This window comes from Micromonospora qiuiae, from assembly GCF_016863555.1.
In the GTDB taxonomy this organism is placed as follows: Bacteria; Actinomycetota; Actinomycetes; order Mycobacteriales; family Micromonosporaceae; genus Micromonospora; species Micromonospora qiuiae.
Window position 1 is genome coordinate 58,205 of the sequence record NZ_BOPC01000031.1, and the last position, 15,762, is coordinate 73,966.

Sequence of the window (15,762 nt, forward strand, 5' to 3'; positions counted from 1 at the left end):
AGGCGGCTGCCCGCCCGACAGCGTCCACACCGGAGTGCTGCGCCACCTCCCGGCGCCGCAACCGGGCGACGCCGCCGGTCAGGCGGCGGGAAACGGTACCGGGGTGGGACGACAGACCAACGTGAGCAGCGGTAGCGTTGCGCGTCATCGCCGCCGGGCCGGCCGGTGTGGCGACTCGCGACCGTACGGAGGATGAATCATGTCCATCGGCGAGGAGCCGTTCGCACTTCGCGACGACCTGGTTTTGCGCCCGAACTTCGAGGTCACCCTGCGCGGGTACGAAAGACGGCAGGTCGAGCAGTACGTCGAGCAGATGGAGGGCCGACTCGCCGCGCTCTCGTCCGAACGGGACCGGGTCGCGACGCAGGCACAGGAGATGGTCGGCAAGCTCCAGGCGTTGCAGGTCGAGGTGGCCGAGTTGCGCCAGCGACCCGCGCAGTTGGACAAGGCGGCCTTCCAGGACGTGGGCCCGATGGTCGGCCAGATCCTGGACCTTGCGGAGAAGCAGGCCGCCAACATCGTCGAGACCCACACGCAACGGGCCAACAAACTCCAGGCGGAGGCGGAGAAGATCCTCGCCAACGCGCGGGAGCGGACCGTCAAGGCCCTCGCCGATCTCGACGAGGAACTCGCCGCCCGGCGGGCCGAGCACGAGAAGACGTACGAGGAGCTGCGGGCGGCGGCCGACGCCGAGCTGGTGCAGACCCGCGAGCGGGCCGACCAACTGCGCGCCGAGGGTGAGGCCGCACACGAACGCGCCCAGCAGGAGGCGCAGCGGATCAGCGAGCAGTGCCGCCAACAGGTCGAGCAGGCCCGCGCGGCGGCCGAGGCGCTGGCCACCTCCGCGCGTACCCAGATCCATCAGGAGATCCAGGCGGCCCGCTCCAAGCACCAGCAGGAAATGACTCAATGGCGGTCCACCGTCGAGGAGGAACTGACGGAACGACGGGCCGCGGTCGAGGAGGACCTGGCCGAGCAACGGGCGGCCGTCGAGCGCGAGTTGGCCGCCCAGCGGTCCGCCGCGGAGCAGCGGGTCAGCTCGATGATCGCGGACGCCCAGCAGTACTCGGCGGAGATCCGTAAGCGCGCCGACGAACAGGCCGCCGAGGTACGCAAGCACAGCGACGAGCAGGCCGCCGCCGCCGAGGAGCAGCTGCACGCCGTACAGCTGGCGATCGGCGAGCAGCAGGACGTGCTGGCCAAGGTGCAGGAGGAACTGGAAACCGCCCGGCAGCAGCTCGACGAGTCGCGGCGCGACAAGGACGACACGGACGCCGAGTTGACCCGGTTGCGGCAGCAGCTGACGGAGACCAGCCGGGATCTCGAGGCCGAGACCCGGCGGCTGGACGAGGTACGCCGGGCCGCCGAGGCGGCCGAGCGGCACGCCAAGGAGACCCGGGCACGGGTGCAACGGGAGGCCAAGCGCGTCGCCGACCTGGCCGCCGCAGCCGTCATGGCCGCCGCAGCCGGCGGGAGCGAGACCGCCGAGTACCCGATGGTGGCCGTACGCGCAGCTGATCGTCCCGCCCGCACCGGCGCTGAGGCGGTGCCGCCGACCGGTGACGGGAACCAGCCCGACGACGGCGAGACCGCAACGGCCGAGGCCACCGACGTCGGTGCCGACCGAGCAGGGCCGACCACGGACCGGGCCACGGCCGAGGGTGACGGGAATCCGCACGGCGGCGCCGAGGATGACGGGAATCCGCACGGCGGCGCCGAGGGTGACGGGAATCCGCACGGCGGCGCCGAGGGTGACGGGAATCCGCACGGCGGCGCCGAGGACCAGCCCGGCCACCCACAGGTCGGGTCCGCCGCGCGCCCGCTACCGGACCCGGTGGCCCGGGCGACGGCAGTCGTCGCGGCAGGCAAGCCGGGCGGCATCGACTGGTTCGCCGGCCCCTCGGCGGCCACTGCGGAGGACGCTGCCACTGACCGCCCGGCCGGCGATGCGGACCGCGCACCCGAGCCGGCGCCGCACTGACCCTCGGTCCCGGATTCCGGGCCTCACCAGGTCCCGGCCCGCACCGGGCTGCCCGACATCCCGGGCGGTCCGGTGCGGCTGGGCGTCGGTGGCAGGTCTAAGCCGCCGGCTGGCTGGACCTGGCGAGGGTCACCGAATCTCATCCGGTCACCGGCGATCCGGCTCGGCGGACTGCTGCGCCGGGTCGGCGCCCACGCGGCGGACGAACCGCTTCCGGATCCGGTCGCTGGCCTCCTGCTCGGTGTGGCCGAGGGCACGCAGCAGATCAGTGGCGACGGTACGGATCTGCGCCACCACCACGTTGCCGGAGAAGCCGACCCCCTCGTGGTACGCCTCGGCGGCCCGGTCCATCCCCTTCAGGAGCAGCTGCTCGGGTCGGTCCGTGTGGCGCCCGCCCTCCGCCTCCAACTGGATCAGCGCGAGGCCGTCGCCGAGGTCGTGCAGCGCGGCCGGAAGCCCGGACGGGATCGGCTCGCCGTCGTGGAGCGCGGTGGCCGCCCGGCGCAGCATCTCCTGCGCGCCCCGGACGGCGAGGCTCAGGAAAGTCGCACCGCGCTCGTAGCGCTCGTACTCGCCGCGCCGGTGCCAGCGCAGCGGGGAGACGGCCACCGCCTCGGAGGCGCCGGAGACAGCGTCGTTGAGCAGCTGCACCTCGGACTCCACCTCGGCCAGCGCGTCCCGGGCCCGGCCGACCAGGTCGGCGTCGCCGCGGGCCATCCCCTCGGCGGCCGTGTGCAACTGGTCCTGGATGACCGCGAACAGCGGGCGCGCGGCCCGCTGGATGAGCCGCATCGGATTGACCGGCAGCAGGGCCACCACCACCACGGCGACCAGCCCGCCGATGGTGGCGTCGATGATCCGGGGCAGTTCGAGCCCGCGCTGCAGCGGCGCGAGCGTCACGATGAGCACGGCGGTACCGCCGGCCTGGGTCACCACCTGTCCGCCCCGGCTCAGGCTCAGGGCGAGCAGGATGGACAAGGTGACCACGGTGGCGATCTGCCAGGGGCCGGTGCCGATGACCGCGATCAGGGCGTCACCGGCCAGCAGCCCGGCCAGCACGCCGATCAGCAGTTCGATGGTGCGGCGAGCCCGGCGGCCGATCGCGGCGGCGATGGTACCCACGGCGGCGGTGGGCGCGAAGACCGGCGAGGGATGATGCAGCAGCTCGTGTGCCACGACCCAGGCGAGCGCAGCCGCGACCCCGGCCTGGACTGCGAGGATGGCGTACAGCTCCAGGGTGCGTCGCCGTCTCCGCCAGTTGGCCCGGCTGCTGATCCCGCTGATGGTCCACGCGACCATGCCCCGCGCCCGTCCGGCCGCGCCCCGCACTCGCTCGGCCGCGACCCCGGCCTGCGCTCGGCCGGCCGCGTCCCGCACCCCTCCGCCGTCACGGTCCTCCGCCGCTGTCACGCCGGGGACTACCCGCCCCGGCAGTGGTCAATCGTCGCACCTCATATCGCGCAGCATCGATTGACAAAGTTTGTGATCCCAACTTATGGTGCGAGCCGGCCGGACGTTTCCGGTGGTCCTGGCAACGCCCGGTCAGCCATCCGTCGACATCATCACGACACGAGGAGCATCATGGCCGGGCTGAGCGGAACACTACGAAGGACACGATGGCGATTCGGCCTGATCACCAGCGGCATCGTGGTGCTGCTGGCCGGCGTCGGGCTGATCAACGCGGGCGCCGCCCACGCGGCCGCCGGATGCCGGGTGGCGTACTCCGCGCCCAGTCAGTGGCCGGGCGGGTTCACGGCCAACGTGGACCTGACCAACCTGGGCGACCCGCTGAACGGGTGGCGGCTGACCTGGACGTTCTCCTCCGGCCAGCGGGTGACCCAGGCGTGGAACGCCAACGTCACCCAGTCCGGCAACGACGTCACCGCCAGCAACGTCGGCTACAACGCCGCGCTCGGCACCAACCAGACGGTGTCGTTCGGCTTCAACGGCTCCTGGTCCGGCACCAACAACGCACCGACCTCGTTCGCGCTCAACGGCATCACCTGCACCGGCAGCATCGGCCCCACCACCCCGCCGCCGAGCACGCCGCCGACCAGCACCCCGCCGCCCACCACGCCACCGCCGACCACGCCGCCGCCAGCCGGCAACCCGATGGCCTACGTCGCCGCCATGCAGCCCGGCTGGAACCTCGGCAACACCTTCGACGCCGTCGGCGCCGACGAGACCGCCTGGGGTAACCCCCGGGTCACCCAGGCGCAGCTGGACGCCATCCGGGCCCAGGGCTTCAACAGCATCCGGATCCCGATCACCTGGAGCAACCACCACGGACCGGCGCCCTCCTACACCATCGACGCGGCCTGGCTGAACCGGGTCAAGGAGGTCGTGGGCTGGGCCCTGGAGGACGGCTTCTACGTGATGATCAACCTGCACCACGACTCGTGGCAGTGGATCAATGCGATGCCGACCGACCGGACCAACGTCCTCAACCGCTACAACGCGCTCTGGACCCAGATCGCCGCCGCGTTCCGGGACGCCTCACCGAGGCTGCACTTCGAGAGCGTCAACGAGCCGCAGTTCGCCAACAGCTCCGGGGATGCCCAGAACGCTCAGCTGCTGCACGAGCTGAACGTCAACTTCCACCGGATCGTACGCGCCTCCGGCGGCAACAACGCCACCCGGATGCTGGTCCTGCCGACCCTGCACACCTCCGCCGACCAGGCCCGCGTCAACGAACTGGCGACGACGCTCAGCCAGCTGAACGACCGCAACCTGATCGCCACCGTGCACTTCTACGGCTACTGGCCGTTCAGCGTGAACGTCGCCGGCGGCACCCGCTTCGACGCCACCACTCAGCAGGACCTGGTCGATTCGTTCGACCGGGTCTACAACGCCTTCGTCACCCGGGGCATCCCGGTCGTCATCGGGGAGTACGGGCTGCTCGGTTTCGACCGGCACACCGGCACCATCGAGCAGGGCGAGAAGCTCAAGTTCTTCGAGTTCCTCGGCTACTACGCCCGCCACCGGCAGCTCACCACCCAGCTGTGGGACAACGGCCAGCACTTCAACCGGACCACCTTCCAGTGGCGTGACGCCGAGCTGTGGGCCCAGATCAAGTCGAGCTGGACGACCCGCTCCGGCACCGCCTCGGCCGACCAGGTGTACGTGCCGCGTACTGGATCGATCACCGCCAAGTCGCTGACCCTGAACCTCAACGGCACCACCTTCCAGGGGCTGCGCCAGGGCAACACGAACCTGACGCAGGGCACCGACTACACCGTCTCCGGCAACCAGCTCACCATCACCGCGAGCGCGTTGACCCGCCTGGTCGGCAGTCGGGCGTACGGCGTCAACGCCACCCTGCACGCGCGCTTCTCCGCCGGCGTGCCGTGGCGGATCGACGTGATCACCTACGACCCGCCGGTGCTGTCGAACGCGACCGGTTCGACCAGCTCCTTCGCCATTCCGACCCAGTTCCGGGGCGATCAGCTCGCCACGATGGAGGCGAGGTACGCCGACGGCAGCAACGCCGGCCCGCACGACTGGACCTCGTTCAAGGAGTTCGACGTCACCTTCGCCCCCGACTACACCGGCAACCGCATCACGCTGACCGACACCTTCTTCGGTGAGGTCCGCGACGGCGCCCCGGTGACCCTCACCTTCCACTTCTGGAGCGGTACGCAGGTGACGTACCGCGTCACGAAGTCCGGCAGCAGCGTCACCGGCGTCACCGGCTGACACCCGCGCCACCGGCTGCCCCCCGGGTGGCCGGTGGCGCCCACCGGGCATCATCGGGGGCATGATCCGATTCGTGCTGAACGTGCTGTGGCTCATCTTCGGCGGCGGGCTCGTGCTGGCCATCGGCTACGGCATCGCCGCGCTGATCTGCTTCGTGCTCGTCGTCACCATCCCGTTCGGGGTCGCGTCGTTGCGGCTGGCGTCGTACTCGCTGTGGCCCTTCGGCCGCACCCTGGTGCCCAAGCCCGGCGTCGGCGTCGCCTCGGGCATCGCCAACGTCATCTGGGTGCTGCTGGCCGGGTGGTGGCTCGCCCTGTCCCACATCGTCGCCGGAGTCAGCCTCTGCCTCACCATCATCGGAATCCCGTTCGGCGTGGCCAACTTCAAACTCGTCCCGGCGGCGATCTGGCCGCTCGGCCAGCAGGTCGTCCCCGCGCCGTAGCCACCCCCGAGGTCAGAGCAGGTGCCGGTGCGCCAGCCACCGCAGGGCGACGTACCCGAACGGAGCGGGTAGCCAGAAGGTCGCCAGCCGGTAGACCAGCACACCGGCCACGGCGGTGTCGACGGGCACGCCGTAGAGCAGCAGCCCGGACACCAGCGCCGCCTCGGTGGCGCCCAGCCCACCGGGAGTGGGCGCGGCGGAGGCGACGCCCTCACCGACGACGGACACCAGGATCACCGGCGGCAGCAGCGCCAGGCTGATCGGCTCGCCGACCGCGAGCAGCCCGAAGTAGAGGCTGAGTCCGTACGCCAGGGTGAGCGCCAGGGCCGCACCGACCAGCCGGGACAGCCGGTGCTGACGGGGCAGCGCCCGGAGGGCGTCGAGGCTCTGCCGGGCCGCCGCCCGACCCCGTTGCCGCAACCGGGGTACGGCGAGCAGCGCGGCGACGACCAGCAGCACCACCAGGACGCCGAGCAGCAACGGCAACGCCTTACTGGTGGCGGCGTGTTCGAGCGCCCGGACGGGCTGGCGCGCGAAGGGCAGCAGCACCGGTAGCAGCAGCGCGATCGACACCGCGCCGGCCGTCCGGGAGACTGCCACCGCGGTCGCCGACTCGGCGGTGCCGAATCCCTTCTGATGCAGGTAGCGCACGCTCAGCGCGGCACCGCCGACGCTGCCGGGGGCCAGCCGGTTGGCGAAGGAGGCGGCCACCTGCACGACGGTGGTCTCCCCCAGCGGGATCCGGTCGGCGGCGGCCAGCCGCAGCACGAACGCGCTGAGCAGGTAGGTGGCCACCGAGCCGAGCAGGGTCGCGGCGAGGGCCGCCGGGTGCGCGTGCAGCATCAGGCGCAGCGCGGTGCGTACCTGACCGACCTGCGGCAGCAGGACATACACCAGCAGGCCGAGCGCGACCAACAGCAGGATGCCGCGCGGCGTGATCCGGGCGACGCGGGCCAGCCGCCGCTCCCGCTCCGGGCAGCGCCGCAGGATCTCGCCGCGCAGATCCCGAAGCAGGGTGGGGGCCCGGCGCAGTGCGTCGTGGCCGGCCCGGGAGAGCACCGGCCGTTGCAGGTACGGCAGGCTGTCCGCGACCTGCGCGGCACCCAGTTCCGCCATCGCGACGTCGACCACGGTCGCCGGATCGACCCGGCTGGCGAGGGCGACCAGCAACTCGACGAGGTCCCGCGCCTGCTGGTCGGCGGGGGCCCCATCGATGCCGAACCCGAGGTCGACCAGGTGGGCGGTCCGGCCGGCGAGGAGGATGTTGGCCGCGCGCAGATCCCGGTGCGCGATGCCGGCCCGGTGCAGCAGCGCCACCTGCCGGCACACGTCCGTCACCGCCGCGAGCGGCAGCGGACCGACGATCGAGCCCAGCGGCGCGGCATCGACGAACTCCTGCACCAGCACCGCGTCGCCACCGGGCAGGGTGGCGGTCGTGACGACCTCGGGCACCCGCACTCCGGCCCGCTCCGCCAGCAGCGTCAGGTACGTCTCGTGTTCGCTCTGCTGCTTCGCGCTCAGGTACGGCGGCTCGTCGGCGACGTGCCGGAAACGCAGCCGCCGGTAAAGCTTGTACGCCCAGTCCGCGTCGCGCTGCTGCCCCCCGCTCAGCTTGACGAACAGCTGCCGCCCGTCGGCGGTCGCCGCCCGCCAGGGCCACGAGCCGCGGGCGTCGCCGGTCAGCGGCTCCAGACGGGTCACGTCGAGTCCCCGGTGCCGCAGCGCCCGGCGCAGGCTGGCGGTGGACCGGCCCGGACCGACCTCCCCTACCAGCAGCCGGGTCAGGCACACCGCGAGCCAGCCGACCAGGAACCCGCCGACGGCGTCCAGGGGGAGATGCGCGCCGACATGCACCCGGGCCACCGCGACCACGACGATCACGGTCCACATCAGCCGCCGCCAGCGTGGGCCGCCCGCTCGCGCGGCCACCAGGGCCAGGGCGGTGGCGACCGCGACGTGCCCGGAGGGAAACCCCAGGGAGCCGGTGATCGTGTCGTGCACGGCCACGTCGGCCAGCAGGCCGGCCGGCCGCTCCCGGGCCACCGCGAGCTTGTTGGCGATCGCCAGCCAGTACGCCAGGTTGCCGGCCAGCAGCAGGTCCCGCGCCACCGCGAACCGCCGCAGCAGGGCGGCGACGGCAACGGCGACGAACACCGCCAGATACGAGCCGACCTGCATGATCACGGCCAGCACCGACGTCGCCCCGGAGGGCAGCCGGTTGAGCAGGGTGAACAGGTCCCGCTCCCAGGCCGCGACCGGGTGCTGGCGAACCAGCAGGCTCGCCGCGACCAGCAGGACGGCCGAGAGGGCCAGGTTGACCAGCAACGCCGGCGACGGGCGATGTGTCCGGGCTACCACCACTCCCTCGCCTCCACCGCCCGGTCGCCGGTCCCGCTCGCGAGCCTCCTGCCACGTCGAACCCTACGGGTTCATCCGGTGCCGCTCGGCGGTTTCCGCCGGACGATCGCTGCCTGCGCAGCGGCTTCGAGCGCCACAATCAGGAGGTGGAGCGGGTGCTGGCCGTGATCGCCGCGCTGCCGCCGGTGGTCGTGCTGATCCTGGTGTTCGTCCTACCCGCGCTGGAGTCCTCGACCCTGCTGGGCCTGGTGGTTCCCGGAGAGACCGCCGTTCTGGTCGGCGGGGTGGTGGCGCACGGCGGCGGGCTGCCGCTCTGGGCGGTGATCGCCATGGCGGCCGCTGGCGCGTGTCTCGGCGACCAGATCGGCTACCTGCTGGGCCGGCGCTACGGGCCGGCGGTGCTGGGCCGGGTGCCCGCCGTGGCACGCCGGCACCTGGACCTGAACCGGGCCCGGCGCCTGCTCGCCCGTCGGGGCGCGGCGGCGGTGCTGATCGGTCGATGGGTGGCGGTGCTGCGCACAGTCGTCCCGATCATCGCCGGGGCCAGCGGGATGCGCCGGGCCGCATTCGGGTGGGCGAACGTGGCCGGCGGGCTGGTCTGGGCGACGGGGGTCGCCCTGCTGGGTTACCTCGGCGCGGCCTCACTGCACTATCTCGAACGGGAACTGGGCATCGGAACCCACGCGCTGCTCGCCGTGCTGGTGGTCGTCGCGCTGGTGTCGCTCTGGCGCCGCCGTGTCCGACAGCGTCGCTGACCGATCGCGGCAACCGGTCACGCGGCCCGTTCCCGCTGGGTAGCGTCGGATCCGCGGCGGCAGGCGCCGTCGCGAGGCTGCGGAGGGTGGGTGGGGGCACGGGTCGGGCCGCAGGGCCACGCGGGGCAGTTCTGGGCCGGTCAGCTGCCTGAGGCGCTGGCCGCTGTCGGTGCTCCGGCCCAGGGACTGACCGGTGAGCAGGCCGCGCGGTTGCTGCGCGAACGGGGCCCCAACCAGGTTTCCGTGGCCCGCCGCCGCGGCTGGCGACTGCTGCTGACCCAGTTCACCAGTCCCATCATCGTGATCCTCATCGCCGCCACGGTGCTGTCGATGGCCGTCGGCGATTTGATCGACGGCACCATCATCCTGGCCATCGTCGCGGCCAGTGGCGGGCTGGGGTTCTGGCAGGAACGCAAAGCCGGGCGGGCCGTCGACGCGCTCCAGGCGCGGGTACGGGTGCACGTCGAGGTGATTCGCGACGACCACCAGATCTCCGTACCGATCGAGGAGGTGACGGTCGGCGACCTGGTGGTGCTGCACGCCGGTGACGTGGTGCCCGCCGACTGCCGCGTCGTCGAGGCCCGGCGGTTGCAGGTCGACCAGGCCGCCCTGACCGGGGAGTCGTTCCCGGCCGAGAAGACCTCGGACCCGGCGCCCGCCGACGCGGACCTGTCCGGGCGGACCAACGCGCTGTGGATGGGTACGCACGTGGTCAGCGGCACCGGCCGGGCGGTGGTCATGCAGACCGGCCGGGACACCGCGTACGCCGAGGTGGCCGCCCGGATCGAAGCCCGGCCCTCGGCGACCGGCTTCCAGCGGGGCCTGACCCGCTTCGGGCTACTGCTGGTCCGGATCATGGTGGTGCTACTGGTCGGCATCGCGGTGGCCAACCTGCTGATGGGCCGGCCGATCATCGACTCCCTGCTGTTCTCCCTGGCCCTCGCCGTGGGGCTGACTCCGCAGATGCTCCCGGCGATCGTCGCGGTCAGCCTCTCCGCCGGAGCCCGGGCGATGGCCGCACACCGGGTCATCGTCAAGCGCCTCGAGGCCATCGAGGACTTCGGCGCCATGACCGTGCTGCTGACGGACAAGACCGGCACGCTCACCGCCGGAAGCGTGACGCTGGCCTCCTGCCTCTCCGTTGACGGCGAACCCGATCCGGACATCGCCCGCCTGGCCCGGCTCAACGCCGGGCTGCAACAGGGCTTCAGCAACCCGCTGGACACCGCGATCATGTCCGGGCAGCCACCCGCCGATCCGGCCCACCGGATCGCCGAGGTCCCGTACGACTTCAGCCGTCAGCGCCTGTCCCTGCTGGTCGACGACGGCGGCACCGCCACCCTGATCACCAAGGGTTCGCTCGCCGCCGTGCTGGACGTGTGCGCCACGGCCCGTACCGGCGACGGCGTCGTGCCGCTCGACCGGGTCCGCGACCGGGTCCAACAGCGGTTCACCGAACTGAGCGACCGCGGGCAGCGGGTCCTCGGCCTGGCCGTCCGGGCGCTGCCCGGGGCGCGCAGCGCCACCGCGGACGACGAGGTGGGGATGACCCTGGTCGGCCTGCTGGCCTTCCAGGACCCGGCCAAGCCCGACGCCGCCGAGGCGATCGACCGGCTCACCGCGATGGGGGTCTCCGTCCGGCTGATCACCGGCGACAACCGGCACGCCGCCGCGCACGTCGCCGCGCAGGTCGGGCTCAGCGGCGAGCCGATGCTCGGTTCCGAGATCGCTGCCTGCCCCGACGCGGAGCTGCCCGACCGGGTCGCCGACACCGAAGTGTTCGCCGAGGTCGACCCGGTGCAGAAGGAACGTGTGCTGACCGCGCTGCGGGCTCGGGGCGCCGTGGTCGGATTCATCGGCGACGGCATCAACGACTCCCCCGCCCTGCACGCCGCCGACGTCGGCGTCTCCGTCGACACCGCCGCCGACGTGGCGAAGCAGGCGGCGGCGATCGTCCTGCTGGAGAAGGACCTCGACGTGGTCGCCGACGGCGTCCGGCTCGGCCGGCAGACCTTCACCAACACGCTGAAGTACATCCGGGTCAACACCAGCGCGTCCTTCGGCAACGTGGTCAGCATGAGCGTGGCCACCCTGCTCCTGCCCTTCCTGCCGCTGCTGCCCCGGCAGGTGTTGCTGCTCAACTTCCTCTCCGACATCCCCTACACCACGATCTCCACCGACCACGCCGATCCGGAGCAGCTGCGCCGCCCCCGCACCGTCGACGTCCGGGCGATCCGCCGGTTCATGCTGGTCTACGGCACCATCAGCATCGCCGTCGACCTCGCCGCACTCGCCGTACTGCACTGGTGGTGGCGGACCCCCACCGACGTGTTCCGCGCCGCGTGGTTCATCCAGTTCACCGCGACCGAAATCATCGTCCTGATGGTGTTGCGCACCAACCGGGCCTTCCTGCGCAGCCGACCCTCCACGCCGCTGCTCGCCACCGGGGCGTTGCTGATCGCGGTCACCGTCGCCCTGCCGTTCACCCCGCTGGCCGCGCCGCTCGGCCTCGGCCACCCGCCACTACCCGTCCTGGCCACGCTGGCCGCGCTCACCCTCGCGTACGTCGTCGCCAACGAGTTGGTCAAGCGGTGGATCCCACCCGACCCGCTGACCGTCGAGCCAAAGCGCAGGTTCAGGCTGCACCGACCCTCGGTGAGGTGATCGGGTAGTGCGGGGCTGCCGTTGTCAAATGAGGCTGGACCAGTAGTCCCAGAAGCGGACCAGGATGGCCAGCCCGATCGCCACGTACCAGGTGACCAGGATGAAGCTGTGGTAGCCGGCGAGCCCGGCCAGCCGCGACGACGGCCGCCACCGGCGGAGGTTGTACAGCGTGGTGTAGAGGAAGATCGCGATGGTGACGACCCAGACCACCATGCAGTACGGGCACAACGCCCCGATGACGTACAGGCTCTGGTAGATCAGCCAGTGCACGAAGAGCACGCCGAACGTGGCGCCGACCTGAAGGCCGAGCCAGAACCAGCCGGGCAGGCGTACGCCGGCGAGCAGGAGCACCCCGAGGGTGGTGACCACCGCGAAGCCGGCGATGCCGATCAGCGGGTTGGGGATGCCGAACGCGGCGGCCTGCGGGGTGCTCATCACCGAGCCGCAGGACAGAATCGGGTTGATGCTGCACGTCGGCACGTAGTCGGGGTCGGCCAGCAGGTTGATCTTCTCGACGGTGAGCGTGGCCGCGGCGAGCAGCCCGACGGCGCCACCCACCGCGAGAACCCACGCGGTGACCCGGGCGAGAAGACCCGCCTGCGGCACCAGGGTCGGTCGGGGATTCCTCGTCATGCCGGTGCCAACCTCTCCTCTGCGGATGCCGTCAATGCTGACCCGACCAACTGTCAGGTTGCTGAAAGCCGGCTGCACGACGGCTTATCGGCCCACCCGGCGGTCGCGTTCGGCCAGCTCGGCGAGCATCCGGTTGTAGGCGGCCAGCTCGGGGTCCTCGCGCCCTTCCGCCTCGGCACGGTCGGCCGCCCGGTCCCGGCGACGGGCCTCGCGCCGGTCGGCCTGGATCCACTGGACCATCAGCGCCCCGAGGACGATCAGCGTGGGCAGTTCGCCGAAGGACCAGGCGATTCCTCCGGCGGCACGCTGGTCCTCCAGGGGCGTCGGCCCCCACGGCCGGGCCAGCGCCATCCACCAGTCGGCGGCCAGCAGGGTGGTCGACTGCATCAGGGCGACGCCGAGGAAGGCGTGCAGCACCATGCTGATCAGCACCAGGACCATCTTCAGCGGGTACGGCACACGACGCGGGGCCGGGTCGATGCCGATGGCCGCCCAGAAGAAGAGGTATCCGACGCCGAGGAAGTGGAAGATCATGGCCAGGTGGGCCGCGTGCGAGCGCACCGCCAGCTCGTACAGGCCGCTGAAGTACAGCACGTACAGGCTGGCCACGTAGAGGGTGAGCGCCACGACCGGGTGGGTCAGCGCGCGGGACAGCCGGGAGTGCAGGGCCACCTGTAGCCACTCCCGGGGGCCCGGCCAGCGCGGGTCCTTCGAGGGCGGCAGGGCGCGCAGGGCGAGGGTGACCGGCCCGGCGAGGACGAGCAGGATCGGCGCGACCATCATCAGCAGCAGGTGCTGCATCATGTGCACGCTGAACAGCACCGGTCCGTAGCGGGCCAGGCTGCTGGAGGTCGCGATGACGATCACGGCGCAGCCGGCCAGCCAGAGGACGATACGCGCCAGCGGCCAGGCGTCGCCGCGTCGCCGCAGCCGCCACACTCCGGCGAGGTAGCACCCGGCCGCGGCCAGGGCGATGGCGATGAGCAGCGGCTCCGGCAGCCAGAGCCGCAGAGCCGTGTCGATGTTCAGCGGTGGCGGCATCGGGAACCCGAGCAGCGCGATGGCCGGGTCCAGCTCGGTTTCGGTGATCGGGGGCGGCGTCCGTGCCAGCGCCACGGCTGTCCCGATCACCGCGCCGAACAGCAGCGTCTCCACGACCGCGACCCGCAGGAACGGGCGACGCCGACCGGCGGCCAGGGCGGGGATCGCCTGGCGGCGGTGCAGCAGCCCGGCCACCGCGATCGCGACCAGCGCGGCGACCTTGACCAGCAGCATCTGCCCGTACCGGGTTCCGGTCAGGTCGGCCAGGCTGTTCAGCCGCACACCCGCCGACAGCACCCCGGACCCGCCGACCGCAACCAGGCAGGCCAGGGCCAGCGGTGAGAACCGGCGTACCGCGACGGCGAGGTCCGCGGTACCGCCCCGCGCGGTGACCGCCAAGGCGAGCAGGCCACCGGCCCAGAGGGTGACCGGCACCACGTGCAGCAGCATGCTCGACACGGCCAACTGGTGGTTGTTGGCCGACGCGGCATGGCCGGTGAAGACCGGCGGCACCGTCGCCGCCAGCGCGGTGAGCAGGGCCACCAGCGTCCCGGCCGGACGCAGGGTGCGCGCCGCGATCACCGCCGTGACCAGCGCGAGGGTGCCGCTGAGGGCCAACGACTGCCCCAGCGGCACGGTGAAGGCGAAGTTCAGCACCGCGCGTACCGACAACACCGACGAGGCGGGCAACCCGAACAGGTCGACCAGGGTGTAGCAGACCGCGATCGCCGCAGCCACCGACCACAGGGCCGCGGCCAGCGCGGCAGCCCGCAGCCGGCGGTAGCCCAACGCGGAGAGCCGGCCTCCGTCGTCGCGCGGGGAGAGCACGACGACCGCCAGCAGCAGACCGACGGTGCACACCGCCCCGAGCTGCATGCCGAGGCGGGCGGCCGGCAGCAGCCACGCCGTGATCCGGTCCGGCTCGGGGATCCCCGGCAGGGCCGGTGGGGTGCTGCCGCCGCCCCACCACAGCAGCGCCGCCCCGATTCCCGCCGCCACTGCGATCGTGGCGACCGGTACCAGCACCGGACGGGGCGAAGCGCTGGCCCTGCTCGTCACCGTGGCTCCCGGTGGGCCGGGGCCGGCGCGGCGGCCAACGGGACGCGGGTGGCCGCGGGTACGGACACGGACAGGGTGGGACAGGGCGGGCGGTTCACGAACGACTCCCGGGTCATGGACGGTTCGCCAGATAGTCGACGGCCGACCGCCGATAGTTCCGGGAGAAGTGTCACCATTGAGCGCCGCCGCAGACACCCTCGGCGTCCTGCGGCTCCACCTGGAGGGTGGCGTGCTCGATGGCGAACCGGTCGTGCAGGATCCGCCGAGCGGCGGCCAGCACACCGGCGAGATCGGCACCGGCGTCGAGAATGAGGTGCGCCGAGGCCACCTCCATCCCCGAGGTCAGGGTCCACACGTGCAGATCGTGCACACCGGCCACGCCGTCGACGGCGCACAGCCCGTCGCGGACCGCCGCGACGTCCACGTGCGGGGGTGCGGCCTGCACGAGGACCCGCAGGGCGGCTCGGCCCAGCTGGTAGGTGCGGGGCAGGATGAACAGGCCGACGGCCACGGCGATGATCGGGTCGGCGTACCACCAGCCGGTCGCCGCGATCACCCCGGCGGCGACGATCACGCCGACCGAGGCGAACAGATCGCCGAGCACCTCCAGGTACGCGCCGCGCACGTTCAGGCTCTCCTGGGCGCCGCTGCGCAGCAGGAGGAACGCCCCGACGTTGGCGATCAGGCCCGCCACCGCAATGGCCAGCATCGGACCGGCCATCACCTGCGGCGGCTCGTCGAGCCGGCGTATCGCTTCCACCAGTACGTAGAGGGCGACCCCGGACAGCAGCACCGCGTTCGCCAGCGCGGCGAGGACCTCCATCCGGTACAGGCCGAAGGTGCGCTGGCCGTCGCGGGACGCCTTGCTCGCGGCCGTGATCGCGGCGAGTGCCATGCCGATGCCGAGCACGTCGGTGAACATGTGCCCGGCGTCCGAGAGCAGCGCCAGAGAGCCGGTCCACCACGCCCCGACCGCCTCCACCACCATGAACACGGCCAGCAGGGCGAAAGCCGCCCACAACCGGCCCCGATGTTTCTCCCCCGCGCGCGACACCTGCCGCCCATGGTCGTGTCCGGCACCCACCGTGCGCCCCTCCCGCTGTCGACCGCCCCCAACATATGCTGACATTGCA

At 72.3% G+C, this 15,762-nt stretch carries 10 protein-coding genes; 5 read left to right on the forward strand and 5 right to left on the reverse strand.

Annotation, left to right across the window (positions count from 1 at the left end; translation table 11 throughout):
• Nucleotides 1–199: 199 nt before the first annotated feature.
• Nucleotides 200–1,981, forward strand: a complete 1,782-nt coding sequence (locus Vqi01_RS12460; RefSeq protein WP_204034910.1) for a hypothetical protein — start codon at nucleotides 200–202, stop codon at nucleotides 1,979–1,981.
• A gap of 147 nt (nucleotides 1,982–2,128) precedes the next feature.
• Here Vqi01_RS12460 and Vqi01_RS12465 read toward each other — a convergent pair whose 3' ends face one another.
• Entirely contained in the window at nucleotides 2,129–3,391 is a 1,263-nt protein-coding gene (locus tag Vqi01_RS12465) for an FUSC family protein (protein WP_204034911.1), read from the reverse strand.
• Between the two features lie 171 nt (nucleotides 3,392–3,562).
• On the opposite strand from Vqi01_RS12465, the gene Vqi01_RS12470 reads away from it, so the two are divergent.
• Both Vqi01_RS12470 and Vqi01_RS12475 read left to right on the forward strand, forming a co-directional pair.
• Nucleotides 3,563–5,677 carry a cellulase family glycosylhydrolase gene (locus Vqi01_RS12470; protein WP_204034912.1) on the forward strand — a complete coding sequence of 705 codons (2,115 nt, stop codon included), beginning with the start codon at nucleotides 3,563–3,565 and terminating at the stop codon, nucleotides 5,675–5,677.
• A 61-nt stretch (nucleotides 5,678–5,738) separates the two neighbouring features.
• Nucleotides 5,739–6,119, forward strand: a complete 381-nt coding sequence (locus Vqi01_RS12475) for a YccF domain-containing protein (RefSeq protein ID WP_204034913.1) — start codon at nucleotides 5,739–5,741, stop codon at nucleotides 6,117–6,119.
• Nucleotides 6,120–6,131: 12 nt separating this feature from the next.
• Here Vqi01_RS12475 and Vqi01_RS12480 read toward each other — a convergent pair whose 3' ends face one another.
• Nucleotides 6,132–8,480: a flippase-like domain-containing protein gene (locus Vqi01_RS12480; RefSeq protein WP_239098353.1), complete on the reverse strand. Its 2,349-nt coding sequence runs from the start codon at nucleotides 8,478–8,480 to the stop codon at nucleotides 6,132–6,134.
• 143 nt (nucleotides 8,481–8,623) lie between these two features.
• On the opposite strand from Vqi01_RS12480, the gene Vqi01_RS12485 reads away from it, so the two are divergent.
• Together Vqi01_RS12485 and mgtA are read left to right on the forward strand one after the other, a co-directional pair.
• Nucleotides 8,624–9,232, forward strand: coding sequence for a DedA family protein (locus tag Vqi01_RS12485; RefSeq protein WP_204034914.1), 609 nt, complete (start codon nucleotides 8,624–8,626; stop codon nucleotides 9,230–9,232).
• 90 nt (nucleotides 9,233–9,322) lie between these two features.
• Nucleotides 9,323–11,896, forward strand: a complete 2,574-nt coding sequence (mgtA, locus tag Vqi01_RS12490) for a magnesium-translocating P-type ATPase (protein WP_204034915.1) — start codon at nucleotides 9,323–9,325, stop codon at nucleotides 11,894–11,896.
• 24 nt (nucleotides 11,897–11,920) lie between these two features.
• On the opposite strand, the gene Vqi01_RS12495 is transcribed toward mgtA, so the two are convergent.
• The 3 genes from Vqi01_RS12495 to Vqi01_RS12505 form a co-directional block, all read right to left on the reverse strand.
• Nucleotides 11,921–12,529 (reverse strand): vitamin K epoxide reductase family protein, encoded by a 609-nt coding sequence (locus Vqi01_RS12495; protein ID WP_204034916.1) that lies wholly within the window; start codon nucleotides 12,527–12,529, stop codon nucleotides 11,921–11,923.
• A gap of 84 nt (nucleotides 12,530–12,613) precedes the next feature.
• Nucleotides 12,614–14,629 (reverse strand): bifunctional copper resistance protein CopD/cytochrome c oxidase assembly protein, encoded by a 2,016-nt coding sequence (locus Vqi01_RS12500; RefSeq protein WP_239098354.1) that lies wholly within the window; start codon nucleotides 14,627–14,629, stop codon nucleotides 12,614–12,616.
• 169 nt (nucleotides 14,630–14,798) lie between these two features.
• The gene (locus tag Vqi01_RS12505; protein WP_204034917.1) at nucleotides 14,799–15,713 is read right to left on the reverse strand and encodes a cation diffusion facilitator family transporter; all 915 of its coding nucleotides are present in this window, start codon (nucleotides 15,711–15,713) and stop codon (nucleotides 14,799–14,801) included.
• Between the last annotated feature and the right edge of the window lie 49 nt (nucleotides 15,714–15,762).